At 38.8% G+C, this 24,798-nt stretch carries 19 protein-coding genes; 5 read left to right on the top strand and 14 right to left on the bottom strand.

Annotated elements, in window-relative coordinates; translation table 11 throughout:
* Positions 1-293: 293 nt before the first annotated feature.
* The 11 genes from IM793_RS20775 to IM793_RS20725 form a co-directional block, all read right to left on the bottom strand.
* On the bottom strand, positions 294-2,069 hold the full coding sequence (locus IM793_RS20775; protein WP_193424689.1) for an aminopeptidase P family protein: 1,776 nt from the start codon (positions 2,067-2,069) through the stop codon (positions 294-296).
* A 121-nt stretch (positions 2,070-2,190) separates the two neighbouring features.
* A complete protein-coding gene (locus tag IM793_RS20770) occupies positions 2,191-2,658 on the bottom strand; it encodes a hypothetical protein (RefSeq protein ID WP_193424687.1) in 468 nt (155 codons plus the stop codon).
* 8 nt (positions 2,659-2,666) lie between these two features.
* A complete protein-coding gene (locus IM793_RS20765) occupies positions 2,667-3,047 on the bottom strand; it encodes a LytTR family DNA-binding domain-containing protein (RefSeq protein WP_193424685.1) in 381 nt (126 codons plus the stop codon).
* A 174-nt stretch (positions 3,048-3,221) separates the two neighbouring features.
* Positions 3,222-4,517: an esterase-like activity of phytase family protein gene (locus IM793_RS20760; protein WP_193424683.1), complete on the bottom strand. Its 1,296-nt coding sequence runs from the start codon at positions 4,515-4,517 to the stop codon at positions 3,222-3,224.
* Positions 4,518-4,801: 284 nt separating this feature from the next.
* Positions 4,802-5,704 (bottom strand): metallophosphoesterase, encoded by a 903-nt coding sequence (locus tag IM793_RS20755; RefSeq protein WP_193424681.1) that lies wholly within the window; start codon positions 5,702-5,704, stop codon positions 4,802-4,804.
* A gap of 210 nt (positions 5,705-5,914) precedes the next feature.
* Positions 5,915-7,780, bottom strand: a complete 1,866-nt coding sequence (locus tag IM793_RS20750) for an alkaline phosphatase (protein WP_227256338.1) — start codon at positions 7,778-7,780, stop codon at positions 5,915-5,917.
* Positions 7,774-9,297 carry a RagB/SusD family nutrient uptake outer membrane protein gene (locus IM793_RS20745; protein ID WP_193424679.1) on the bottom strand — a complete coding sequence of 508 codons (1,524 nt, stop codon included), beginning with the start codon at positions 9,295-9,297 and terminating at the stop codon, positions 7,774-7,776. Before IM793_RS20745 ends, IM793_RS20750 begins: the two co-directional genes overlap by 7 nt.
* A gap of 11 nt (positions 9,298-9,308) precedes the next feature.
* Entirely contained in the window at positions 9,309-12,539 is a 3,231-nt protein-coding gene (locus tag IM793_RS20740; protein WP_227256337.1) for a TonB-dependent receptor, read from the bottom strand.
* A gap of 235 nt (positions 12,540-12,774) precedes the next feature.
* Entirely contained in the window at positions 12,775-13,719 is a 945-nt protein-coding gene (locus IM793_RS20735) for a FecR family protein (RefSeq protein WP_193424677.1), read from the bottom strand.
* A gap of 63 nt (positions 13,720-13,782) precedes the next feature.
* The gene (locus IM793_RS20730) at positions 13,783-14,346 is read right to left on the bottom strand and encodes an RNA polymerase sigma-70 factor (protein WP_227256336.1); all 564 of its coding nucleotides are present in this window, start codon (positions 14,344-14,346) and stop codon (positions 13,783-13,785) included.
* A gap of 392 nt (positions 14,347-14,738) precedes the next feature.
* Entirely contained in the window at positions 14,739-15,743 is a 1,005-nt protein-coding gene (locus IM793_RS20725; protein ID WP_193424673.1) for an LLM class flavin-dependent oxidoreductase, read from the bottom strand.
* A gap of 454 nt (positions 15,744-16,197) precedes the next feature.
* On the opposite strand from IM793_RS20725, the gene IM793_RS20720 reads away from it, so the two are divergent.
* Complete coding sequence (locus IM793_RS20720; protein ID WP_193424671.1) at positions 16,198-16,923, top strand: LytTR family DNA-binding domain-containing protein; 726 nt, start codon at positions 16,198-16,200, stop codon at positions 16,921-16,923.
* Between the two features lie 17 nt (positions 16,924-16,940).
* On the opposite strand, the gene IM793_RS20715 is transcribed toward IM793_RS20720, so the two are convergent.
* Positions 16,941-17,084 (bottom strand): hypothetical protein, encoded by a 144-nt coding sequence (locus IM793_RS20715; RefSeq protein ID WP_165902672.1) that lies wholly within the window; start codon positions 17,082-17,084, stop codon positions 16,941-16,943.
* Between the two features lie 77 nt (positions 17,085-17,161).
* On the opposite strand from IM793_RS20715, the gene IM793_RS20710 reads away from it, so the two are divergent.
* Both IM793_RS20710 and IM793_RS20705 read left to right on the top strand, forming a co-directional pair.
* Positions 17,162-18,301, top strand: a complete 1,140-nt coding sequence (locus IM793_RS20710; RefSeq protein ID WP_193424669.1) for a sensor histidine kinase — start codon at positions 17,162-17,164, stop codon at positions 18,299-18,301.
* Positions 18,302-18,521: 220 nt separating this feature from the next.
* Entirely contained in the window at positions 18,522-19,145 is a 624-nt protein-coding gene (locus IM793_RS20705) for a hypothetical protein (RefSeq protein WP_193424668.1), read from the top strand.
* Between the two features lie 41 nt (positions 19,146-19,186).
* Here the strand turns inward: IM793_RS20705 and IM793_RS20700 are convergent, their stop codons facing one another.
* Positions 19,187-20,074 (bottom strand): sugar phosphate isomerase/epimerase, encoded by an 888-nt coding sequence (locus IM793_RS20700; RefSeq protein WP_193424666.1) that lies wholly within the window; start codon positions 20,072-20,074, stop codon positions 19,187-19,189.
* A gap of 348 nt (positions 20,075-20,422) precedes the next feature.
* Between IM793_RS20700 and IM793_RS20695 the strand changes: the two genes are divergently transcribed.
* On the top strand, positions 20,423-21,022 hold the full coding sequence (locus IM793_RS20695) for a GIN domain-containing protein (RefSeq protein WP_193424663.1): 600 nt from the start codon (positions 20,423-20,425) through the stop codon (positions 21,020-21,022).
* 826 nt (positions 21,023-21,848) lie between these two features.
* Here IM793_RS20695 and IM793_RS20690 read toward each other — a convergent pair.
* Positions 21,849-23,219 (bottom strand): YeiH family protein, encoded by a 1,371-nt coding sequence (locus IM793_RS20690; protein ID WP_193424661.1) that lies wholly within the window; start codon positions 23,217-23,219, stop codon positions 21,849-21,851.
* 330 nt (positions 23,220-23,549) lie between these two features.
* On the opposite strand from IM793_RS20690, the gene IM793_RS20685 reads away from it, so the two are divergent.
* The gene (locus IM793_RS20685) at positions 23,550-24,797 is read left to right on the top strand and encodes an efflux RND transporter periplasmic adaptor subunit (protein WP_193424659.1); all 1,248 of its coding nucleotides are present in this window, start codon (positions 23,550-23,552) and stop codon (positions 24,795-24,797) included.
* Position 24,798: the final 1 nt, after the last annotated feature.

The raw sequence follows: 24,798 nt of genomic DNA, 5'->3' as shown, positions 1-24,798 counted from the left end.
TAAACTTTAAAAAGTAAAGCGGGCATGGAAGTTATAAATAGCGCAAAATCGGTAAAGAATTGGTGTATTTACGGGAAGTTTGGCCCTGGGGCATTATGTGATCCCGCAGATTACGCAAAAAGCGCTGATTATCATACATGAGGGGAAACCCAGCATATTAGCATGGCATCGGGATGATCAATCGCACATTCCAAAAATTAGTCGTCATCCAATATTTATCGGATGACGATACAGTTAAGATTCCCGCATGCGCGGGAGTGACGACCATTCTTTAGATCATTGCCAGAAAATGATTAAATAGGCTGACACTTTAATTTCAACCACTCCGTTTCTTCATCAGATAACATCGGTTGAAGCTTCTCAAATACCATTTGATTGTATTGATTTAACCAGGCAATCTGGTCTGTTGCTAAAAGTGTTTTATTAATGATCGTGGTATCGATAAAACATAAGGTTAAGGTTTCAAAAGTGAGAAAATTGCCGAATTCACTATTTCCCTTAGGTACACATAAAACCAGATTTTCAATACGCACGCCATGTTTCCCCGGACGATAAATTCCAGGTTCTATGGAGGTTACCATTCCTTGTTTAAAGACTACATCCACATTAGCCGGACTAATATTCTGAGGACCTTCGTGTACATTTAGAAAAAAACCTATACCATGCCCTGTTCCATGACCAAAATTTATGGCGTGTTCCCACAGTGGTTTTCTACAGATGGAATCGATTTGATAACCTTTGGTACCTTCGGGAAAAATTAGTTTAGAACCTTCAATCAGGCCTTTTAGTACTAAAGTATAATCATCAGCCTGAGTTGCGGAGCAATTACCAATAGGCATTACCCTGGTAATATCGGTTGTACCATACCAATACTGACCTCCGGAATCGACAAGAAACAAACCATTACCTAAAATTTCCTGATTGCTTTCTGCTGTTACGCTATAATGTGGCAATGCTCCATTTGCATTATAACCAGCTATGGTATTAAAACTCAAACCTACGAAAGATGTTTGTTCTGCTCTAAACGTGGCCAATTTCTCTGCTGCAGACCATTCTGTAATTTTTTCTTTGCCCAAATGATCTTCCATCCATTTAAAGAACCTGGTTAAAGCAACCCCATCTTGCAACATCGCCCTGCGTATGTGATCAATTTCAGTATTATTCTTTAAGCTTTTTAAATGCGTACCTGGATTAATTCCCTGAATTATTTTAGAACTTTTTGGCAAACATTCAAATAATCCGAAACTGGTACGTTTTGGATCGATAAAAATCTTTGCGTCTTTAGGCAGATTTGTTAATGCTTTTGCCACTTCACCATAGGATTGCAAAGTTACATTATGCCCATTTAAAATATTAATATCAGTTTGCGACAGCTTTTGTTTGTCGATAAAGAGTTTTACCGCTTCAGGTGTTATTAAAGCAAAACATAAAGTTACAGGATTATAGTCTACATCTTTTCCCCTTAAGTTAAAAAGCCATGCGATGTCATCAAGCGAAGAAATAAAATGATAATCCACTCCATTTGTTTTTAACGCCGCTCTTACTTCGTTTATTTTAGCCGTAATACTAAGCCCCGCAGCTTCTTCATCAATTAAAAAAGCCTTTTCTGCGGGTAGACCTACCCTATCCTGCCAAATCGTACTTACAAAATCTGTATCTATTATTTCTATTTCACGCTGGGCTAAACTATTCTGCATCTCAAGTGCTAATGCCACCGTAATGAGTTCGTGGTTAAAACCTACTTTTGCACCATTTGGCAAAATTTCGAGCAACCAATTGATATATTCTGGTGTATGTGGCACTTTTAACTTTACCAATTCGTAACCGGTATCACTCAATTGTGCTTCAGCCTGTGTAAAATATCGCGAATCAGTCCAAAGACCTGCAAAATCCTGAGTAATGACCAGTGTACCAGCCGACCCTGTAAATCCACAAGCAAAAGGTATGGCCTTATAATGTGCAGGTAAATACTCACTTATATGTGGATCTGCAGCGGTAATAATATAAGCATCTACTTGCTGAGCAAGCATTAATTGGCGTAAGGCCTCCAATTTTTCTACAAAGGTCATATTGAGGGTTGTTTTATCGGGCCAAATTTAAATATTACATTTATATCAGCGCTTAAAACAAGTAGGAATTAATATAATTTTGAAAACACAGCTGTATTTACCTTAAAATATTTTGGAAATATTAAACGTACCGATCGACCGCCGGCGCTTTAACCACCTCATAACAATCCGATTTACCAAAGCACCTCACTTTAAAAACAAGGGCAGATTCTCTTTGCGCCAAAGCATGAACACCTGGTGTAAAGCGTCGTAAAAAACGTTTGAAACAAACCTCTTTATGGCAAATTATCTCGTAACATTCTACATTTTCTACAACTACATCAAGTATGTATTTTGGCCATTGTTTTTTAATCAGATCTGGCAACCAGCTAAATTGCTGTATACTAATCAAAGCGCCCATCTTTTTAACAGCCATTGGAGGAATATCTTCACCAACAATTTGGGTCCATGTGCCTTCAACTTCATCAATAATACCCAGCACTTTGCATCCGGATAATACTAACCAGGGATCTTTCGTACCTGCCCGGATTAATTGATAGGATACATCGTCTAAAAATTCCTGTTTAAAAAGGTAAGTAAGTTCGATCATAAACTATTTCAATTGTTTATTGGCAGATTATTAAGTCTTATCAGTTTATCAATGGTATCTGCAAAACGTTTCATGGAGATCGGTTTTCCCAGATAACATTCAAAGCTGGAATCTATTTTTCTCACCTCATTTTCAAGATGGGAAGATGCGTAGATCACAAATCTGGCTTTGGAGCGGAGATGCCGGGACAATTCAGTTCCCTTCATTCCATCCATGTCTATGTCTAAAAAAAGAAAATCGATTTTATCTCCGGCACTAATCGTTTTTAAAGCATCAATGGGATCATTAAAGATACTAAACAGCTTCAAAAAACAGGTGTCTTCAATATAATCATGAAGTACATCAATGGCGTGCTGTTCATCGTCAACAATTGCACAACTGTAATACATAGGCAAATTAGATAGGCTGCATCAAACTTAACAATCTTAACCCGAATCCACACAGAAAGACAAAGAAAGGGTAAAATTACGGTATTAACAGACTTACTAATTATACATTATTTTCAGCTTATACCTTATTATGATATAAATTAGCCATGAGTCAGTTGACACATGGCTAAATGCTTAAAGTTTAATTTTAACAAAGTATAAACGGTTTCTATCAACCGAATTTGTTAGAGGTAATATTTTTTGTGCAAAGCCACTTGCACCATTATCCACCACACCAAAATCATCATCGTTAGAAATTACGAGGATATTGCCAGGCAGTAAGGCTAAACCTTCTGCTTTATCATGTGGATAAATGGAAGGTAAATCTTTCAACAGGTCTAAAACAATAGCTTTGCTTACCGGGGTAATTCCCGCTGTGCTTAAACCTGCTGCATTGTTCAGTTCTTCTACGGTTTTGCCGCCATAAAGTTTTCCTGTTGCACCATTGCCGGAATCAGAAATATCGGTAGCTCCACTCAGGTCTATTTTGAAAACTTTTTTAAATGTTGCCGGATTGCTTGCTGCGCCGCCATACAATCCATCACGTTCAATGGTTAGGAAAGTAGTGCTGTTAACGGCAACAATATCGCTCACGCCTGTTAAAGTGGTATTATCCATCAGGTAAGCGTATTGCTTGGTTGCGCCTGTGGCAATATCAAAAGTTAAGATCCTTAACACAACTGAATTGGCTACTGCACTTTTTGAAGGATTGTACATTGGCGACTGCATCATGCCTACCAAAGTTTTTCCATCCGGGGTAATGGCCAAACCTTCCATGCCGCGGTTCGCCCTTCTATTGGCAAATACTGCCGGAATTTTGCGCCCGCCGGTTCCCGTTCCAAATGGGTTAATGCGTTCGATGGTTTTTCCTGTTGCATCGACGTGTACAATGTGCGGTCCGTATTCATCACTGATCCAGAACGATCCGTCGGCTGCCCTTACCAAGCCTTCTGAGTCGATTCCATCGGCACTTGGAGCAATCACCTGTCCATTTAAGTCATAAGCAGTTTCACCAGAAGCCCCCATTCCCGCAGGATTTGGAAGTCCGTTTAATTTATTACCGGATGCATTTTTAAGTTCGATGGTTTGTTCGAGTACCAATTTCCCATCTTTCAATCTGAATTTGCCGATCTGCGGATCAAAATCAGGTTTTCCGATGATGATTGAGTTTGCGAGCTGTCCGGCAACGTTCGACCCCCTATCGGTCAGCATATAAAAAACATCCGGCGAGTTGGGGTCGGCGGCAACTGCTGAACCAAAACCTCCATTATATACTTTTACGCCGGCAGCAGTTGTGAAAAGCACCGAAGGATCGGAAACTTCTGCAACGGCAGGATAAGTAAATTCTACAGGGGTTTCTTGGTGGTTTTTCTTACATGATACCATACCGATAGATATGGCTACGATTAAGGTGAGTAATTCTTTCTTCATTTATTTTTTTTAAACAAAGCAAGGATCTGGATATGAAGGCAATGTTAAGGGAATAACAAGAATAGTTTTAAGGCTTCATCTTGAATAATCAATTTTTTATTGATAAGCAGGAGGCAGAGTGCAAAGGGCTTAAATGCAGCTGTCTTTCTAAAAAAAGTCGTCATCTCGACTGGAACGCAGTGGAATGGAGAGATCTGTCTCGATAGATTTAGGTTCGCAGAGCACTACGTGGTTCTCGACTTCGTTGCACTCCGCTCGAAATGACGGTTCCAGGAAGCCAATCATCAATAATTCACATATTTTTCTTCAAAACTCCCATCCTCATACAAATCAATTAAACCATAACCCGGTGCGGTTTCTCTTCTGTTGCCTTCCCACCATGCACCAGATACTGCTCCATTGCAAAGATAGGTCACATTGTTGTATACCACTTTATCGCGCATATGCAAATGACCACTTAAACACAGTTTAACATTGGGATGCTGATAAAAAAGGTTAATAATTTTAGCAGTATCAGTATGCATATCCCCGCCCAACATGGTCCATTTGTTTACAATATTATCTTCTATCATCAATAGTGCAGTAAGGATTGGAATGTGCGACATCACCATCACCGGCATCGTTTTACTGGTGTTTTCCAGTTCATTTTTAAGCCAATCTAATTGCTCATCGCCCAGTTTGCCAATGTACCAGGTATTATCGATATCTAAATGGGTGCTATCCAGCACAATGATTTTCCAATTGCTTTGTACCACACTGTAATAAGGTTTAGCCAACTGCAATTTATCCATGGCATATTTTTTTCCATAAAAAACATCGCCTTTGCTATCTTCGTTCCACCAGATATCGTGGTTCCCCAAACAGTAATTTACAGGAATGCTGCATTCGTTTTTCATGGTTTCCTGTACCAGTTTCCATTGATCGTTAATGGTATCCATGTTTTCTTTGTTCATATCGAAAACAATATCTCCACCATTTAATATCAGATCTACTTTTGGAGATTGTGCCTGTAAGTGGTGCAGACATTTTGCAAATCTTGCTGGTGCATTAAATTGGTTTTTCAGATGGACATCGGTAATGTGCGCAACCCTTAAAACGGTCTTTTTTTCAGCGGGTAACGAAACTGTTGATAGTGTTGGCAGCAAAAAAAGGCCACCGATATTTTTGAGTGCAGATCTTCTTTCCATTATCTGTTATTTGTTGGGTTAAATTAGCAACTGTATGTTAATTTAACACGAATTAAAAAAGCAGTATTGTAAATAATGTCAGTACGTTAAGCATTCTATTTAACCACAGATTAAACTGATGCACACAGATATAGATCTGTGTGCATCAGTGGTTAATGATATTGTGCTCTGGTATACAGACACCGCTATTGGGATTTGGTTTATTCTTTTTTATTTAGCTTTCGCTAAACGATAAGCCTTGATGATTTTATGAAAAATCTGGTTATTAGGATAAACACCAGTAAAGTTTTTCGAACCCGGGCCATAGGCAAAAACCGGAACCATGATACCCGTATGATCGTTGGTGCTAAATTCGCCCCTTACCATTCCTTTTTCGGCGGCACCATCTAAAAGTGTTAATCCGCCTGTTTCATGATCGGCAGTTACGACAACCAATGTTTCACCATCCTGATCAGCAAAGCGAAGAGCTTCAGCAACGGTACGGTCGAAATCGTGTAATTCGGTAATGAGATAAGGCAGATCGTTGGTATGACCACCGTAATCGATCTGCGCACCTTCCGTCATAATGAAGAAACCAGGTTTATTTTTCGATAAAATCTGCGTGGTATGTGATAAAGATTTTTTAAGCATATCGCTGCGGCCTTTTATTACGGGCCGGGTAGCCGAATCGTCCAGCAAAACCAATTGTTTACCTTCATGCTGCTTTTCAAAATCAGCTAAACTATTTGTTACCTGAAAACCTTTAGTTTTTAAATCTGCCAAAAGCCTGCTGTTTTTATTCTGCTCGAAAGCTTTGCGGTTAGAACCGACTAAAACTTCGGCTTTGCTGCTTAACAGATCATTCGCAATTGCACCGTTGTAAGAACGGTCCAGCTGATGGGCGTAAAATACTGCTGGTGTGGCATCGGTCAGATCACCTGCAGTGATGATACCACTTTTGATACCGAAAAGAGATAGGGTATCAACCAAATTGGTTTTATTCTGATCATCAGGTCCCATGCCAATGTAACGGTTATTGGTTTTATAACCAATTGCCATGGCACTACCTCCCGCAGCCGAATCGGTGTTTCCGGCATCAGCAGCAGCGGTTTCGGAAAAACCAATGTAATGGAACTTTGCCATGTTCAGATCTCCATGATTGGCAATCAACCCAGCGTGGATTGCAGCCAGTCCCATCCCATCACCAATTAACAAAATGACATGTTTGGGTGCTTTGTTTTGTCCGTCGGTTTTATAAGTCGGTGTATAGGTCGTATATGGTTTTGGATTGGTATAACTCAATTTATCCTGATGAAGATAAAAATCTTTCAGTTTCGTCGGTTGATCAGTATTAATCCAATCTGCACCAAACCTTTCGAGCACAATCCAGGTGTTCGGACTATCCTGCGAGGCCCAAAAGCGGAAAGGTTTGCCTTTACGATGTGCCTGCTCTATTGTGCCTCTCATCTTTGCTTCATCGGTTTTGGTAGGATTACCCTTTCCATTCCATACGGTCTGATTTTTCAAATCATCGCTGATCATCGCTACCCTTGCCAATTGTGCATCGGTATAAGTGGTAGTCGGCCTGCCATCGAAAAATAATTTCTCATCATAATTTTTAAAATCGGCTGGCGCAGGCATATCGCCACTAACCACTACCCTAATGGCATTGGCATTCTTTTTTGCATCAAATACCTCAGCATAACCTTCGAGCTCTTTTAGTAATACGGGGAGCACATGCTTGTAATCTTCTTTTACATCAACCACCAATTGCAGTTTTAAGGCCGCGTTGGTATAAGGATGATTTCCTTTTGCTTTAAAAAACTGAGCCAGCGGATCGAGGTATATTTTTTTAAGTGTAAAACCCGGCTTAATTTCTGAAGCTTCATGTGCTACATATAATTGTCCCTCTTTTAAAAATACATCCGCCTCAATAGATCCCATTTCGGAATAATATGCCGTTAGAAGAGGGATTTCCTGCTTATAATCGTTATGGCTGTGTCCACGGTTTGCGCTCAGCTTTACCTGGGCAGATGCACTTTGCAGCCCCAGCACAAAGGCCAGCACTGCAAAGTTTATCCCTATTTTTTTTACCATCCTGGATTTTGTTTAATTACACCTGCACTGTTATCGATTTCTCTTTGTGGCACTGCCCAAACATCGTGTACCTGTGGGTTGAAAGTTCTTGCCGGCCAGATTACACTTCCATCAAAATCGTGTAATGGTTTAGCATAAGTGGATTGCGCATCGCCCCATCTTACCAAATCGCGGTGACGATCAGCCCATTCTCCGGCAAGCTCATTACGGCGTTCGCGTTTAAGGTCATTTATAGTCATTCCCGTTTTGGCACCTAAACCTGCACGAAGCCTGATCTTATTTAGTTCAGTATCTCCCGCTCCTGCACCGCTTAGGTTAATTGCAGCTTCAGCTTTGATTAGCAAAACTTCGGCATAACGCATTAATGGCACATTTAAATCCGTAGTTCCATTATCACCGTTAGGGTTAACGTGTGTTGGAATTGGGTTGGCATAAGAAAACGGCTCCATGTATTTTTTAAACTGGTAATTTGATGTTGCTCCTCCATCTTTAGTAAAGCTGCGCTCGGCTCCAAAGAACATAAATTTATCGCCAGGTTTCAAAATGGTAGCTTCCCTGCGTTGATCGCCAGCTTCGTAAGAGTCGTAAAGTTCTTTGGTTGGCAGGTAATATCCCCATCCATTATAAATACCCCATGCTTTGTTGGTTAACATTACACCAGGGAGCTTGCTGCCCCAGCCTGTTCCGCCACCGCTTGGCGTACACACCACCGACCAAATGTATTCTTTAGACCAGTTGTTTGACGCTTTAAAAACATCAGCAAAACCCGTATTGATTAAATCATGCTGACCTGAAGTGATGACCATATCAGCATATTTAGCAGCATTGGCATAATCTTTTTTGAACAGGTACACCTTAGATAGGTAAGCCCATGCTGCCGTTTTATGTGCTTTCCCATAATCAGCAGTTTTCATTGCCGAAAAAAATGGAAGATTATCAGCTGCCTTTAAAAGAAGCGAAATAATATAATCGTAGTTCTCGTTAACATTGCTGGCGCGGGGAATAGGCTGAGATGCATCGGTTTCAGGCCTAACAATTGGTACACCCGCTTTGTCATTTCCATAATTTGCAGCCAGCTGAAAATAAACTAAACCGGCATTAAAATAAGCATCGCCAATGATCTGTTTTTTTAAACTTTCATCCATATTGATCTTTGGCACATTGATAATGATATCGTTGGCACGTTTGATGATGGCATAACGCATACTCCACTGTGTTTCGGTATAACCACCGCCTACGTAAGTACGGTTAAAGTTTTTAATATTATCAGCCTCCGGCTTGTTGCGGCCGGTAACCATATCATCGCTGGCATTGATAAACCAGAACATCCCGCGACCGTAAAAATCTTCAGCATTATAGATTTCGTACATTCCACCTTCGGCTTTCAATGCATCCTCTTTTGTTTTCCAGAAGTTCTGTGCCGATGGAGAACCTTCAGGTGTAATATCAAGCTGCTTTGTGCATGAAGAGAAAACAGCAAGGGCGGCAAATGCCATATATTTTAAATTCTTTTTCATTATTGTTGTGATTATAAATTTACACTTAAACCAAGGATAAAGCTTCTGGCTTGCGGATAACGCCCAACATCCACTCCGTTGTTGTCCATTCCGATTTCCGGATCAAAGCCCGAGTATTTGGTAACGGTGAAAAGATTGTTTGCCGTAGCATAAACTCTTACACCACCTGTTTTTAATTTATTGGCGATCGATTTTGGTAAACTGTAACCCAGTGTTACGTTACGGATACGCAGATAAGAACCATCTTCGATATAAAAATCTGAAGCTGCAAAGTTTCCGTTGGCATCGCTGGTTGATATAATCGGCACTTTTCCACCTGGATTCTCTGGCGACCAGGCATCAAGAATACCGACCAGTTTGTTGTAAGATGGCCCACTGGCACTATAAGTAGTACGTTTTACCGCATTAAACAATTTATTACCCTGTACACCTTGCGCAAAAATGTTGAAATCGAAGTTTTTATAACTTGCGTTAAAGCTCAATCCGTATGAGAAATCGGGATAAGCGCTACCCGCGAAATAACGGTCTTTACTGTCAATAGATCCATCGCCGTTGATATCTACGAATTTAAAATCACCTGCTTTTGCATTCGGCTGAATCTTGGTTCCCTTCGCATTTTTGTAGTTATCAGCTTCTGCCTGACTTTGGAAAATACCATCAGTTTTTAATACAAAATAACTATATAATGGCTGTCCTACCCTATTGGTAAGGGGGGCAACTTCATTCCGGAAATTGGTAGATACAACCTGATTTTCTATACCAGGAATAAGTTCTTCTATATTGTTGTTTATTTTGGTTAAAGTAGCATTTACCGAGTAAGTAAAAGCTGCATTTTTATCGCTATTATAACTTAATCCTAACTCAATACCTTTATCTTTTACTTTACCGGCATTAATGGTCTGAGTACTTAAACCTGCTGTCCCGGGTAATGTTCTCACCAGGATCATTTTATCAATTTCTTTAACAAAATAGTCTGCTGTAAGACTCAATCTGCCTATTACGGCTACATCAACACCAAAGTTTGTTTGTTTAGATTCTGCCCATGCGATATTAGGATTGGCCAAAACCGTTTGAACATACCCATTTTGCAAAGTTGGCGTTTGCCCAAAATAACTTTGCGTTGGGCTTAGTAATGGATTAACCGCAGCAGAAGTAAGTGCTGCTAAATTACCAAGAAAGCCATAGCTAGCCCTTAATTTCAATTCATTTAACCAACTTACATCTTTAAGAAAATCTTCTTTGCTCATTATCCATCCAACAGAAGCTGAACCATAATTCCGGGTCCTGTTATTTTGGGGTAGTAAAGATGATCCATCACGGCGACCGATAAACGATGCCAGATATTTTTCGCGATAGCTATAGTTTGCTCTAAAAAACAATGATGAAAGTGCTTGCGCGCTATAACCACTAGATGAAGGCTGTATTACTGTAGCATTCATTAAATACCTGTATTGTGGCGATTCATCGTCAAAACCAGATCCTGAAGCAACTAAACTTCTGTATTGTGTTTTTTGAAATGAATAGCCACCGGTAAGATCGAGCTGATGGTTACCAAAGTTACCTTTGTAATTTAACACTTGTTCTGCTAAGAAATCGTTGCTATTGTTGCTACTTTCACGCAAACTGTTACTCAATACAGGTTTACCTACCTCTGGTCTTTTGGGTGTAAAGCTTTTAAATGTAGAATCAATTTTAGTGATACTTAAATTCGACCTGAAGCTTAAACCTTTAGCCAGTTTAACGTTAACATAAGGATTAATCACCAATACATTTTTAGGGTTGTTTATATCGATACGTTTCAACTCAGCAACAGGGTTAATTACATCCCCGTAATCTCCTGCATACGGTCCTGGCAAACCTGCAAAACTTCCATCGGCATTATAAGGCGTACCATTTGTTGGGTAATAAATGGCCGAAAGCAAGGCTCCTGTGTAATCGCTGCTGGTGTTTGCGCCATTGCCATTGGTACTGCTATAAGAAAGGTTTTCGCCAACTTTTAACCAATTGGTAACCTCATGTTCTGTATTGATCCTGAAGTTGTAACGTTTGGCTTTGGTGTTTAACACAATCCCTTCTGCATTGCGGTAATTAAAACTTAGATAATAGTTCGATTTTTCGCTACCACCGTTTATTGCGGCATTGTAGTCCTGTAACAATCCATCCCTAAAAACCTCGTCCATCCAATTGGTGCGGGTAATCTGTCCGTCAGGATATTTTGCGGCATCAAAGGAAGGCAAAATCGTAGTTCCGCCATTTTTGGCCGCTGTTGCTGCTACCTGTGAACGTTGCTGTGCATTTAGGGGTTCTAGCTTTTTCCAGGCACTTTGTTGGCCAACCTTGGCATCAAAACTGATCTGCATTTTTCCGTTTTTGCCTTTTTTGGTCGTAATCAATACCACACCTCCCGAAGCCCTTGCTCCGTAAATTGCTGCCGATCCATCTTTTAGCACAGAAATTGATTCGATATCGTTAGGGTTAAGCTGTGGTGTACCTGAAAATATAGATCCATCAATTACATAAAGTACATTTTCTCCATTAATACCGCCTGAGCCACGGATATTGATACGTGGTGCAGAAGTTGGATCGCCCCCCTCATTGGTTACAATCACACCTGGGGTTTTTCCGGCAAGCACCTCGCCTACGCTGTTTAACGAACGTGAAGAAAGTTTATCCATCCCCACAATACTGATTGCCCCGGTTAAGGTTTCTTTTTTCTGTGTGCCGTAGCCCACAACCACTACATCCGCGAGTGTTGAACGTTCTTCTTTTAAAACTATGTTAATTACCTGGTTTTCGCCTACTTTTGCTTCCTTGGTCTGATATCCGATCATGGAGAATGACAGCACGGCATCAGCGCCAACTGCAATACGATAAGCACCGTTACCATCGGTAATAGTACCACTTTGTGTGCCCAATACCTTCACCGAAACACCTGGAAGTGCCAAACCTGTGGTATCTTTTACTACCCCTGTGATCGTCCGGTCTGGCTTATTCATCACGGCATTGTTTAAAATCACATATCCACCTTTTTCTAAAACCTGCAAACCAAGCCTGTCTAAAAGTGATCTTACGGGTTCTGTGTTAAAATCGCCACTTAAAAACATATTTTTTTGTTGCAGCTGATCTGGATTGTAGACGAAACTAAGTCCGGTACGGGATTCAATTTCTTTGATGATCTCGGTCATCTTACGGCCTTTGTTTATCGTAATGCTAACCGTTGTTTTCTCTAATTTTTGTGCCATACCTGCTGAAGCGAGGATAGAACTGCAAAAAATGCAGAGGATTGTAAATGTTAAACATGAGTATTTCATGATCTTATAAAGAGCTGGTGTCCTCTTAGCGGAGGTTGTTTTCATTGCTTAATTTGTTTGATTTTATTTTTGTAAAGCTTTAATTATGCTGGCCATTGGCCAGAAAGAAAGATTGCGGCGACCAGTCTGACCGGTACCGTAGATAATTTCTATATCATATCCTATCTCATCTGTATATATTAAATGTTTTATGATTTTTTGATGCATTGAACTTGAGGTGATGCAGACTGCAGATAATATCCAAAATCTCTTCGGGCGATTGCTTACTGTTGAAAGATGCGGTAGTTTTAAGTTTGCCCAAAGTGATATCGTTCAGCAAAATTTTAATGCTATAAACATATTGGAGTTTAGTGATCACCTGATCGAGGTTTGCACCATCGAAAGCAAATTCGATAAAAGCAGACGCTTTGATTTTACGGATGGCAGCGCGACCGTCATTTTTATCATAGGTTAAAAACTCATCCTTAACCAGTGTAGCCAGGTTCCCTTTTTGATTGCTCACCGCAACTTTACCCGTAACTACCGCAACCTCGAGCTGTTTATTGCCCTGATAAGCTTTAACTTTGAAAGAGGTCCCTAAAACTTTAATGTCTACTCCAGCGCTTGTATGTACTGTAAACGGCCTTTTTTCCTGATGAGCAATATCAAAAAAAGCTTCCCCTTCTTTAAGTACAATATGGCGGCTGTTTGAAGCAAAGGTTTTAGGATAGCAGAGTTTCGCTGACGGGCCTAACAAAACCACCGAACCATCTGATAAAGTAATTCGCTTCTGCTGTGTACTTCCGGTAACTACGGTTACCTGATTTTCAGACGCCACTTTGGTATTGAGTTTCCAAATGGTTATTCCTATTGTAGTGATGAGGAATACGGCAGCAGCAATCCTGATAAAAGATTGCAGTTTGAATACTTTGCCGGGTTTTGGCTTCCCGTGCATAGCGATCTGGAGGTTAGCAAACATTTGCGCCCCTATCGCTGCTTTCCGATCGGCGGGTAACACCACATCTTTGGCCTGAAGTGTGGCGTACCACTCTTCAACTTTTTTTTGCTCTTGCGGACTTGCCTGCTGATCGAGATATTTCTGCAGCAGTTCCTTTGCCTGTTCTTCTGTCATTTAAATACATGTCAGTTCAAAAGCAAAGAGGTACTAACCAAAAATGTTATCTATAGATTAACTTTATGTTAAGCCGATTAATACAGCAATTAACAGGATATAGGAAAGACTTTTTTTAAGAAGTTTTAGCGCCGCAGAGATCTGGTTTTTTACCGTCTGTACAGAAACGTCGAGTTCAGCAGCTATTTCTTTGATGGATTTCTCCTGTTTTCGGCTCATTGAGAATACCAATTGCATTTTTTCGGGTAAAAGTGCAATGGCGGCATCTACCTCCAGGTGAAGCTCTTTTAAAATTAGTTTATCATCCGCTGCGGCAGTATGTTGCTCATCCATCAGGACTGTAAGCGCAGTTTGGTGCTGTTCTTTAATACTGCCCGACCTGAAATAATTGATCACTTTATATTTTACAGCACCATGCAGATAAGCACCGAGACTTCCGGACAGGTTAATCGTTTTATGATTTTCCCAGAGCGAAATGAAAATCTCCTGGGTAATATCCTGTGCAAGGGCTTCATCACCCGTTTTTTTTAGCGCAGCATCAAAAATATCTTCCCAATAAAACTGGTAGATTTTTTCCATGGCCCGATGGTTTCCGCACTGTAAAGATGAAAGTAAAGTTTCGCTCAAGGGATGGTGCTTTTTTTCACTGCAAAGCTACCAGCTCAATATTCCCTTATTATTAACAAATCTTAAAGTGTAAGTGATGATGGAAAATGTAAGATGTAAAATGGAAGGTATTCTGCGTGCATCAATGGTATCCGCGGGAAACGTCAGGCGACTAGTTTCCCGCAGATTTAAGAAGATTGACGCAGATATTTATAACAGAGTCTTAATGTCATTCACTACCTAATGGTCAAAATGAAATAAGTTCTGCGTAATCAGCGATATCGGCAGGAACATGATGCGATTGATTTAACAATAAAGTCTTAATTTCATTAACTCCTTAATGTCAAAAAGCAATAGGTTCTGCGTACTCAGCGATATCTGCGGGAGCATGATGCGATTGATATCACTCGCAACTACTCAAACAACCCGGCAAAAATTTTATTCGAATACAATTTTGCCTGATGGTCATAAATATGCGACGTGCTCATGATCTCGTTTATACCATATTTGGTAACAAATGCTTCTAAATTTTCTTTAATGGTATTAGCGCTGCCAATAAAAGAATAATACAACATCTGCTCTACTGCTTCTTTTCCCAACTGATCCCAATATACATTAATATCATCAACAGCAGGCTTTAGTAATTCTCTTTTGCCTGTTATCACACCTAAAAACATCCGTTTTACAGAGCTTGATAAACGTTCTGCTTCTTCATCAGTATCTGCAGCTACTACATTCACACAGGCAATTACATAGGGTTCCTGTAAAAATGCCGATGGTTTAAAATTATTTCTATAAATGGATATCGCCTGTTCGAAATAGGTTGGGGCAAAATGACTGGCAAAAGCATAAGGAAGTCCTTTTTCTGCAGCTAAGCGAGCGCTATCAGTACTCGAACCTAAAATCCAGATTGGAATATCCAGGCCTTCTCCTGGCATAGCCCTTACACTTGCCCGGTTATTACTGGCGGAGAAATACTGTTGCAGTTTTTCTATATCTCTGGGAAAGCTATGAGCAGCATTAAAGTTTTCGCCGCGGATGGCCATTGCCGTTACCTGATCGGTTCCTGGTGCCCTGCCCAAACCCAGATCGATCCGATTAGGATAAAGTGAGGCCAATGTACCAAATTGTTCTGCTACAATTAAGGGTGCGTGATTGGGCAGCATAATGCCTCCGGAACCTACGCGTATACTATTGGTATTACCGGCAATATAACCAATAAGTACTGCCGTTGCCGAACTGGCTACACCAGCCATATTATGGTGTTCGGCAAACCAGTAACGTGTATATCCTAAAGTTTCAGATTGTTTAGCTAAATTGAGACTGGTTTTAAAGGTATCTGCAGCAGTAAAACCATCTAAAACAGTTGCAAGATCGAGAACGGAATAAAGTACATTTTTCAATAAGTGATCAGCCATAAATTAAAGGGATAAAATCTGTATTGCAAAAATATCTTTAATAAAACCAAGTCTCGGTTTAAATGAATATATATGACGTTTAGCCAACATAATCAGTACCGCATGTTGCAATGTAGTGACACCAAAAATGAAAAGGCTTAATTAAACAGCTACAACTACGCAGGTGTAGGAATATGTATATTCTGTAACAAAGAGGAAGAGCCTGCGCTCTTAACTTGAATAAATTTCAAACTTATAATAGATTAGTAAATCCATTAAAGGTGGAGTATATTTTTATCAGTATGCCAGCATATTTTATGGATTTGAGCTATTGCCTGCATCTGGTAAACTTAATTGATAAATTATGCATTAAATTAGTTAATATGGGGAAAATTTAAAATTAAAGCGTACATATAGTATTCTTTTCGTTACAAAAAGGCGTAATTTCGTTATAAGAGAACCAGATTTTTTGAAGATGATTAACTGCATAGCCATAGATGACCAGTACAGTTCCTTAGTAGGACTACAGAAATATATAGAGGATACTCCAAACATGCGGCTTGTGCAGCAATATACTGACCCAATTACTGCCTTAAGGGAGCTGGCCACCTCAGAAATGGTTGATATAATTTTTATGGACGTGGAAATGCCACAAATTTCAGGGTTGGAACTGGCCAAAGCCATCCGCTTCAGAACCAGAAAACTCATCTTCACTACTTCACATCAAGAGTATGCTTTTGATGCTTTTGAAGCTGCAGGAGACGCTTATTTGCTTAAGCCATATAGCTATGCTAAATTTGCCACCACAATTACCCGGCTTTTCGGGCATGAAATGACTGGCGGTGCCAACGAAGATTATTTTCTGGTTAAAAACAAGGAAGAAGAGCACCGTGCGGTAATGGTTAAATATGAAGATATTATTGCCTTTGAAAGTTTTCATAATTATATTAAATTACATACCCTAGGAAAAATAATTATTGCTTACTTAAGCTTAAAAGATGTTCGGGAACAGCTTAGCATCAAAAACGGTTTTATTCAATTACACCGTGGTTATATCGTAGCCATTGATAAGATCTTGTATATTGATGGCAATCGGATTACCATGAACAACAACATTAGCTTTACCGTTGGGGATATTTATTATAATGAATTTAAAAGTTTTATTTCTGAAAGGTTAATCATCAGTAGCCGTAAAAAATAACGGCTACTGATATATTTTTAATTGAAAAGGATGCCAGAGCTAACCGTAGTGGTAAGTGAAGATGTTGTTGGATCTGAATGGATTGTTCCAGCCTGCATGCCTGTAGTATAATTTTTTTTGAATACAAACAGGGTCCGTTTGTTAAGTTTTTTAGTTTTCATAATCATTTTTTTTTCGAAAACTAGCGGCAACAGTCCCCTATAATTTTAGTTGTTACATGAATGGTAAAAATCTCTTTATGGATAGGTTAAACCGGAGTTCCAATACGATCTATAATTGGGTTTATCAGTATCGCGTGCATTTAATAGCCTGGGCTTCTTTTATCTTTTGGGAATCTGTCATTATTGGATTGGCAACAGGGATTTTTGGCAAATTCGGGAATTATGTAATCCATTATATCGTAAACATCTGCCTGTTTTATTTACATGTCTGGCTACTCGAAAAAGCGACCATTTTCCCAAGGCGGGCGATATATAAAATTCCTTTGTTTGTTATTTTCGAACTTGCTTTATATGTTGGTTTTGTCTTTTACCTTGATGTCTTTTTAAGAAAATACACCGACTACATCCCCAATGCAGCACCGCCGGCAGAAACACGTTTACTCACTTTATTATGGAGATCTTCTTTTTTCCTGCTTTTTTCTACGGGTTACTATTTTCTAAAGCAGTTTATCAGTGAAAAGACAGAAAAATCCCGTATCGAAAAACAGCGTTTTCAAATGCTTATTGAGAAGGAAAAGATGGATAAAGAACTGGCCATGTCTAAGAATGCTTTCATGAAAGCACAGATCAATCCCCATCTGCTTTTCAATACATTTGAGTTTGTGCACCAAAAACTAAGTGCTTACGCTCCGGAAGATGCCAAAGTAATGCTTTACCTTTCCGACATGATGCGCTTTGCAGCGAACACGCAACACAATGAAGGTTATGTTCGTTTAAGTGATGAAATTTCGCAATGTGAAAACCTGATCGGCCTGCACCGAATTACTCAAGGTGCAATTTATATCGAGTTTGCCAGCGGACCTGACCTTGATGAAATTAAATTAATTCCACTTGTTTTGCTTACTATTTTAGAAAATATGTTTAAACATGGAAACCTTAATGATGTAGAAAATAAGGCCACTATAGATGTTTACACTTTTGATGGCAAATTGCATATTGAGAGCCGTAATTTACCAAGAGCAATAAAAAGCAAGGTAGGCTTTGGTTCGGGAATGGATAATATCAGTAACCGACTTAAATATACCTACCATCAAAATGCAGAAATGACCGCAGGAATTGACGAGGAAGGTTTCTACACTTTAAACATCAGTATTTCCTTAGATGCATTAACAACAGAAGCTAAGGGTAAAAAAGCTGAACAAATTATTTCCTTTTAACAATTAAATTACGCTGAAATAATAGGCTTAAAATACTGGTCCTGCTCCATAGATTTTATATATCAAAGCCATACCTTCACTTTATGATCATTAAGTAACAAATAACTTAATTGCCAAAAAGTTGATTTTTGTCATCAAAAAAATTAAAAAAACGCTATAAAATCGTAATATTAAACCTACAAAATTTCGTTCAATACAATTAAAAACTTATTTTTGCGGCATGAAAACTATCAAATCAACCGCTCTAATATTTTCTTTAATCACCTCATTTTCATGCTTATCAATTCGTGCTCTTGCCCAAAATAAGCCAGCTGAACTAGCTAACATTTTCGAGAACATAGAGAAATTGGACGGAAATGCGATCATTAAGCGACTGGCTGATCAGCACAATTCATACAATAAAAATTTTTCAAACAACAACTTACCAAAGGAAGAATACATCATAAACAGAAAAAACTTAACCCTGATTAGTTTTAATGGCTTAGATTATTATGTAAAAAACAACAAGGTAATAGCTATTCAGGGGTTAAATCTTTCGGATAAAGTATTGAACCAAATTACAGACAAACTGGTTGTTTTAGATAGTATCCAATTTAACCTGTGTGAGTGTTCAAATGCCGAACGCTTTAATCCAAATGCAGATCTTCAAAAAATCAGGAATATCGAACGCAAATTTATGCTTACGCTTAAAATGTTATCAAGCACCGTGCGAGACATCGCTACACTTGCTAAAAAAGAAAACCCATCTTTAACTGTGGAAACCAACATTGCAAAAATGCGTTTACCAAATATTGATCATACTGATAAAACAAATACCCAATCGTTAGTTTTATTATCTAAATAACCGCATTTACATTCCATATTGCAATTAGGAAAGAATAATAATCAATCCGTTTTCTTTTCTGAATATACTTCTGCAATCTGAGCAGACAGATATTTAAAAGCAAGTGGCATTTCTGTAGCCGGATTTTTGATGCTCCCCTCAATAAAAATGAACCCTTTATAATTTATTTTGTGCAAAGCTCTTAAATAAGGTTTAAAATCGTCGCCCATAACACCAGGCAATGTCCTGCTTTGTTTTTCGGCAACCTCCGAAAATCCAATCAAGGCACCTGCCTCAATAATTTCATCAGGAGATTCTCCTTCACGCATCATATGGAATATATCGGCATTAAGTCTGAAATTAGGGTGATTAACTTCCCTTACAATTTCTGCTGCCAACTTTAACGAGGTGATAAAGTTAGTTTCGGTAGTCTCAAGGTTTTCTAACAAAATGGTAACCTTATATTTTCCGGCAATTCGCGCTAGCTTTCCAGCCAAAATAACGAAATCAGATTTTGCCTTAACGATATTATAATCTGCTGGAATGCTTCTCGCACCCGAGCTGCCCAAAACGATAAACTTAACTCCTGCCTTCCCGGCTCTCGAAAGAACAGTTTCGGTATAAGCTAAAACCTTAGCCTCATCTACCTCAGGTCCGGCTATTTTTAAACTTGCCGGGTAAAAAAGGTTACAGCTTAATACTTTACATTTTGCCGCTTTAATCTTTTTCAAATTGGCATTAAACTGATCATCGGTTAATGCAGGTGAAAGTATCTTCGGAACCGATTCACCGATCATCTTAAACCCAGAAGCATAAGCTAAACTATCCTGTGTTAAACCAGATACAATACCTAAACGCGGATATACCTGTTTATCAGAACTAAAACCACAAAAACCGATATAAATCAGGCAAATCAAAAAAGCAAGGTAGCTAAATTTTGTAATTCTCATATTCAAATGATTTGGTTAAAAAAAATGGATTCTCAAGGTTCTCCCCTCACCCGATTAAACGAATAGCTTAGCGATAAGCACCGGAGATTCTTGTTTAAAGATAATATAAAATCTGCCCATTAGGTTTTGTATCAGGAAAATCACAGATTGGAAGGAAAACAAAATAAGCAGAAGTCCACAGCGATCGAATACAAAATAATTTCGATTGGGCAGTTTTTAAATCCAGTTCGTCGACAATTTAGCTGTGTTGGTATAATAGCGGTATTTCAGCTGCAACGTTTCGCCCATAGTGGCGTCTTATCTACAAAACAAACACAAAATATTAATAAAAATATAAACAACAGCATTATGAAATCCTCAATCAAAACCTTAACAAAATCTTTATTAGCAGCTATCGTTTTAAGTTCTGCTATTTTCTCTACAAGCGCAATGGCTGATGAGAGACAATCAACTAAAGTTTCTGCACCTAAAAACGTTAACCAGGTTATCGTAAGTGGAAATGTAGAAGTTACCTTAATTCAACGAGAAAAAGAAGGTATTAGCTACAATGATGACAATACAGGCAAAGTAAAAGTAATACAAGATGGATATGCATTAAAAATCAGTTCAGAAGATAAAGAAGTAGCGAAAATAACCCTTTATGTTAATGATATCTACAGGATAAATGCATCAGATAACGCTGTGGTAAAAACACAGGGCAAATTAGCTGTTAAATATCTTCAGGTATTTTTAAAAGGAAATGCGGTTGCCGATGTCAATTCTGATACAGAAAGTTTATATACCATAATCGAAAACAACGCCGATCTAAAATTGAGCGGAGCTACTGAAAAACATACTTTGGTAATGGGTAAAACACCAAAATTGAATCTGGATCGATTTGCTGCACTAACCACAGAAATGAGTAGCCCGGATACAAATGCATTGCAAACTGTTGCATTGGCAAAATAACAAAACAAAAAGAGTAAAAAAAGCGACAGAAATGTCGCTTTTTTTTGGTGGGCTGCGAGGAATCGTGATTCCCAACTTGATTGGGAATCACGGAGTGCTCATGAATACCTCTGAATAAAAAGGACAACTTATGGATAATCGTAATTCAAGCGCTTTAAGATTCCCGCCTGCGCCTATCGTGTGGACACATCTTTTGGTTTGGATTTTTTATACGTTTTGCTAGCTTGCTTTAATAAATTTACAGGTTTTACCGAAGAACGCCGTCAATCCCAAGGCCCAGGAGAATCAAAAAAACAGGAGTAGTTCATTACAATTGGCACAAACAAACCTGAAACGCAGTAGTTTTGTGTTCGTAATCATTGAATTAAAGCTCAAAATAGCATTGAACACAAAACAAAGTGCCGCTGTTTTTTTGATGTGCGTGAGATTGTGTAAAGGGGCCATTGCTGGATTGACAAAGCGCTTTGGGTACTTTGGCGCTCCAAAGTACCATGCCACCGCGGCATAGAGCGGAAAAAAAATAACATTTATTTCCAAATTATAGTTTTTAAGATGTCAAAGCTTGCTATTAGCATGAAAGATGCTGAAATAAATCCGATAGCTATCGGATCAGCATGACGATCGACCTAGGCAACGACGCTAAAAACAAATGTAAACTAAAAGAGATGTGTCCACACGAAAGCCATGCGCGGGAATGACAATTCTGTCTATAATAAAATATTGGTTTTGAAGTATCATCATTTCGATCGTAGTGGAAAAATGATGATACTTTAATTTTCATGAAAAGTTTAAAAATTTCTCGACTTCGTTAAACCCGATTCCCATTCTACTTAAAATCAGGAACAGGTAATAAATACCCGCCAAATAAAATATACGACCATAAAAGTGTCCAGAATATATTGAATATTTGCGCAGTAACAAAAGTAAATGCGGGTTTTCCTTCCTGAAGTTTTACCAATGATGAAAACTTAGCTTCCATACCGATCGAAATAAATGCGATTGCAAACCACACGGTACGTAAACCATTTAAGGTTGGCCCAACACTTTTTGCCGTTGCAGGAGATAAAAGAAAAGAAAATACTAAAGATGCTGCAACGAAACCCAATACAAATTTCGGAAATCGTTCCCATACAATTTTCAATCCCGGGCGCTCTGCTTTAAGGATTACACCATCTTCCCCCTTAGGTTTTTTATAGGCCCACCATATTGCGATAAAAAATGCAGCAACACCAATAAAAACATTTTGCGAAAACTTGGCAATAACACCTGCTTTAACAGCTATTGGCCCAACCAAATCGCCTGCAGCAGTTACGGTTGCCGTGGTATCTAAAGTACCGCCCAGCCATGCTCCTCCAATTACTTCAGGTATATGAAAATACTTTACCGCCCAGGGCAAAATGATCATCATCGGTATAGCCATAATCAATACTAAAGTGGTTACATAAGATAATTTACGTTTATCGCCATTAATAGCGCCTGCCGCTACAATTGCTGCAGAAACCCCACATATAGATACTGCTGACGCTAATATCACACCAAATTCATCATCAACTTTTAACTTGCGGCTCAACCACATCGAAAAAAACCAAACTACGGTAACAACAATAACCGCCTGTATGATACCAGGTAAACCCGCTTTAATCAAATCGGCCGACAAAATAGTAGTTCCCAATATGACTAAACCTGTTTTAATATAAAACTCAGAGCGCACCGCTTCTTTTAGCCAGGATGGCAACCTGATTAAGTTACCTAACGCGATACCTATAAGCAGTGCAAATACCACATATTCTAATCCAAAATAGGATATACTTTTATTGCCTCCGATAATAAAGGAAATAATGGCTAACAAATAGATAAGCGCAAAACCACCAGCAAACCGTACAACATTACCCCCTGATAAACCTATAGCTACTGAAGCTAAAGCCAGAAAAACAGCACCCATTTCAACAATCCGCAATAAGTTAGCTGCTGATAATATCTTGCCCAAAAGGTCTTCACTATTTGTCCATTTAAATGAAGGTAAACTGATTGCAGTGCCATTGCTGGTTAAATAAAGTACAGTGGCAATAATCACTGTTCCCAATATCACCGCCCACCAATCTTCGGTGAGTGACTGTAAAAATGTTTTCTTATCCGGGCTTATCCCCGCATCTGTTAAGGCCCCGGTAGTATCTGCTGCGTTATTTTGATTCGACATAGTATGATGTTAATTTGATTTCAGTTCTAAAAATATTTTTTCTGGCATTTAGCAAGCTACAGCAAGCGAATACGATCTTATTATAATATAAACCGTTACCCAATATCTAACTAAAGTAGTTATTCAGCAAGATTTTATCCGTAACAAATATTTGATCTTAAATCCTTTATCGCAAATCTGTCTAAAACTCAGTAATTCATTTTTTTTGCCCGATAATAAACAGGATGTTCGATATCGGGCATTTTCAAATCCAAAATAAAAATTAAACATCTATAAAACAACAACTTAACAATGGCACCCCTATTGTAAAGCCTGTTGTAAATTATTTGAATGGACAAACTCATTGAAGAAGAAGTTTCTTCGAAAAGGAAAAAGAAAACTTACCTCATCATTTTTATCATCATCATTGTTCTCGCCATTATCTTATGGTTGGTACGGTTTTATTTTAAGCCATCATTAACCGATGCTGATATTACTACAGCCAGGGTAGAGACCGGAATAATCGAAAATACCATTAACGCTACTGGCGAGGTACTACCTGAATTCGAAGAGGTTTTAACAAGTCCGATAAACGCATCAATTAAAAATGTATTAATGGATGCCGGTAACAAAGTAAATAAAGGTCAATCGATTTTATTGCTTGATAAATCGGTTAGCCAAACAGATTATGGAAAACTTCAGTTTCAAATGGAATCAAAAGAAAATGAGATCCGTAAGCTGAAATTAGATCTGGAGAAGAGTTTTTTCGATATCAAATCCAATAACAGCATTAAACAATTACGCATCAGTAATCTTAAAGATGCGGTTTCTTCAGCTAAAAGATTATTAAAAGCCGGCGGCGGAACAAAGGAAGATGTAGAACGTGCAGAACTGGACCTCAAAGTTGCTGAACTGGAAAAACTTCAACTGGAAAATGAGATCAGGAGCAAACAGCAGACCATGAAAATTGAAATCAGGGAAGCTGAAATTGCTTTGGCCATCCAGCGGAATGATCTTGATGCGCTAAAACGAAAACTCGATCTGGCTGATGTAATTGCAACAAGGCCCGGCGTAATTACCTGGGTAAACAAAAATATAGGTTTGAGTGTACATGAGGGTGATGCTTTAGTTAAAATTGCCGATTTAAGCGGTTTTAAAGTTGCCGGAAGCATGTCAGATAACCTGCTGGATAAAATCCACAACAATATGGCTGCCATTATCCGCATCGGCAATACACAGTTACGTGGCTCCATTGTAAACATCTCTCCTTCAGTAAGCAACGCCATTGTTTCATTCGATATTCAATTGAACCAAAAAGACAGTAAAGAACTTCGTCCAAACCAAAAAGTTGATGTTTTTCTGGTTACCGCCACCAGAAACGGCGTATTAAGGATTGCCAATGGTCCGGCATTTAATGGTTCCAACCTGCAAGAAGTTTTTGTACTTAAAAATGGAATTGCTGAACGTAGAACCGTTAAAACCGGTTTAAGCAATTTCGATTATGTAGAAATTTTAAGCGGATTAAAGGCCGGCGACGAGGTAATTACCTCAGATATGGGCGATTATAAAAACACAAAAACCATAACCATCAGTAATTAAG

It is taken from the genome of Pedobacter sp. MR2016-19 (genome assembly GCF_014947265.1).
GTDB lineage: Bacteria > Bacteroidota > Bacteroidia > Sphingobacteriales > Sphingobacteriaceae > Pedobacter.
Note: the sequence above shows the minus strand (reverse complement) of the source record. Positions and strands in the feature narration are given on the sequence as shown.

Bases quoted from the DNA above. Each gene is read 5' to 3' on its own strand.
- IM793_RS20755 (WP_193424681.1), bottom strand. From the start codon at position 5,704: ATGGAAAGAAGATCTGCACTCAAAAATATCGGTGGCCTTTTTTTGCTG.
- IM793_RS20705 (WP_193424668.1), top strand. From the start codon at position 18,522: ATGAAAACTATCAAATCAACCGCTCTAATATTTTCTTTAATCACCTCA.
- IM793_RS20760 (WP_193424683.1), bottom strand. From the start codon at position 4,517: ATGAAGAAAGAATTACTCACCTTAATCGTAGCCATATCTATCGGTATG.
- IM793_RS20695 (WP_193424663.1), top strand. From the start codon at position 20,423: ATGAAATCCTCAATCAAAACCTTAACAAAATCTTTATTAGCAGCTATC.
- IM793_RS20690 (WP_193424661.1), bottom strand. From the start codon at position 23,219: ATGTCGAATCAAAATAACGCAGCAGATACTACCGGGGCCTTAACAGAT.
- IM793_RS20725 (WP_193424673.1), bottom strand. From the start codon at position 15,743: ATGGCTGATCACTTATTGAAAAATGTACTTTATTCCGTTCTCGATCTT.
- IM793_RS20710 (WP_193424669.1), top strand. From the start codon at position 17,162: ATGGATAGGTTAAACCGGAGTTCCAATACGATCTATAATTGGGTTTAT.
- IM793_RS20720 (WP_193424671.1), top strand. From the start codon at position 16,198: ATGATTAACTGCATAGCCATAGATGACCAGTACAGTTCCTTAGTAGGA.
- IM793_RS20770 (WP_193424687.1), bottom strand. From the start codon at position 2,658: ATGATCGAACTTACTTACCTTTTTAAACAGGAATTTTTAGACGATGTA.
- IM793_RS20765 (WP_193424685.1), bottom strand. From the start codon at position 3,047: ATGTATTACAGTTGTGCAATTGTTGACGATGAACAGCACGCCATTGAT.
- IM793_RS20685 (WP_193424659.1), top strand. From the start codon at position 23,550: ATGGACAAACTCATTGAAGAAGAAGTTTCTTCGAAAAGGAAAAAGAAA.
- IM793_RS20700 (WP_193424666.1), bottom strand. From the start codon at position 20,074: ATGAGAATTACAAAATTTAGCTACCTTGCTTTTTTGATTTGCCTGATT.
- IM793_RS20735 (WP_193424677.1), bottom strand. From the start codon at position 13,719: ATGACAGAAGAACAGGCAAAGGAACTGCTGCAGAAATATCTCGATCAG.
- IM793_RS20775 (WP_193424689.1), bottom strand. From the start codon at position 2,069: ATGACCTTTGTAGAAAAATTGGAGGCCTTACGCCAATTAATGCTTGCT.
- IM793_RS20715 (WP_165902672.1), bottom strand. From the start codon at position 17,084: ATGAAAACTAAAAAACTTAACAAACGGACCCTGTTTGTATTCAAAAAA.
- IM793_RS20745 (WP_193424679.1), bottom strand. From the start codon at position 9,297: ATGAAAAAGAATTTAAAATATATGGCATTTGCCGCCCTTGCTGTTTTC.
- IM793_RS20750 (WP_227256338.1), bottom strand. From the start codon at position 7,780: ATGGTAAAAAAAATAGGGATAAACTTTGCAGTGCTGGCCTTTGTGCTG.
- IM793_RS20740 (WP_227256337.1), bottom strand. From the start codon at position 12,539: ATGGCACAAAAATTAGAGAAAACAACGGTTAGCATTACGATAAACAAA.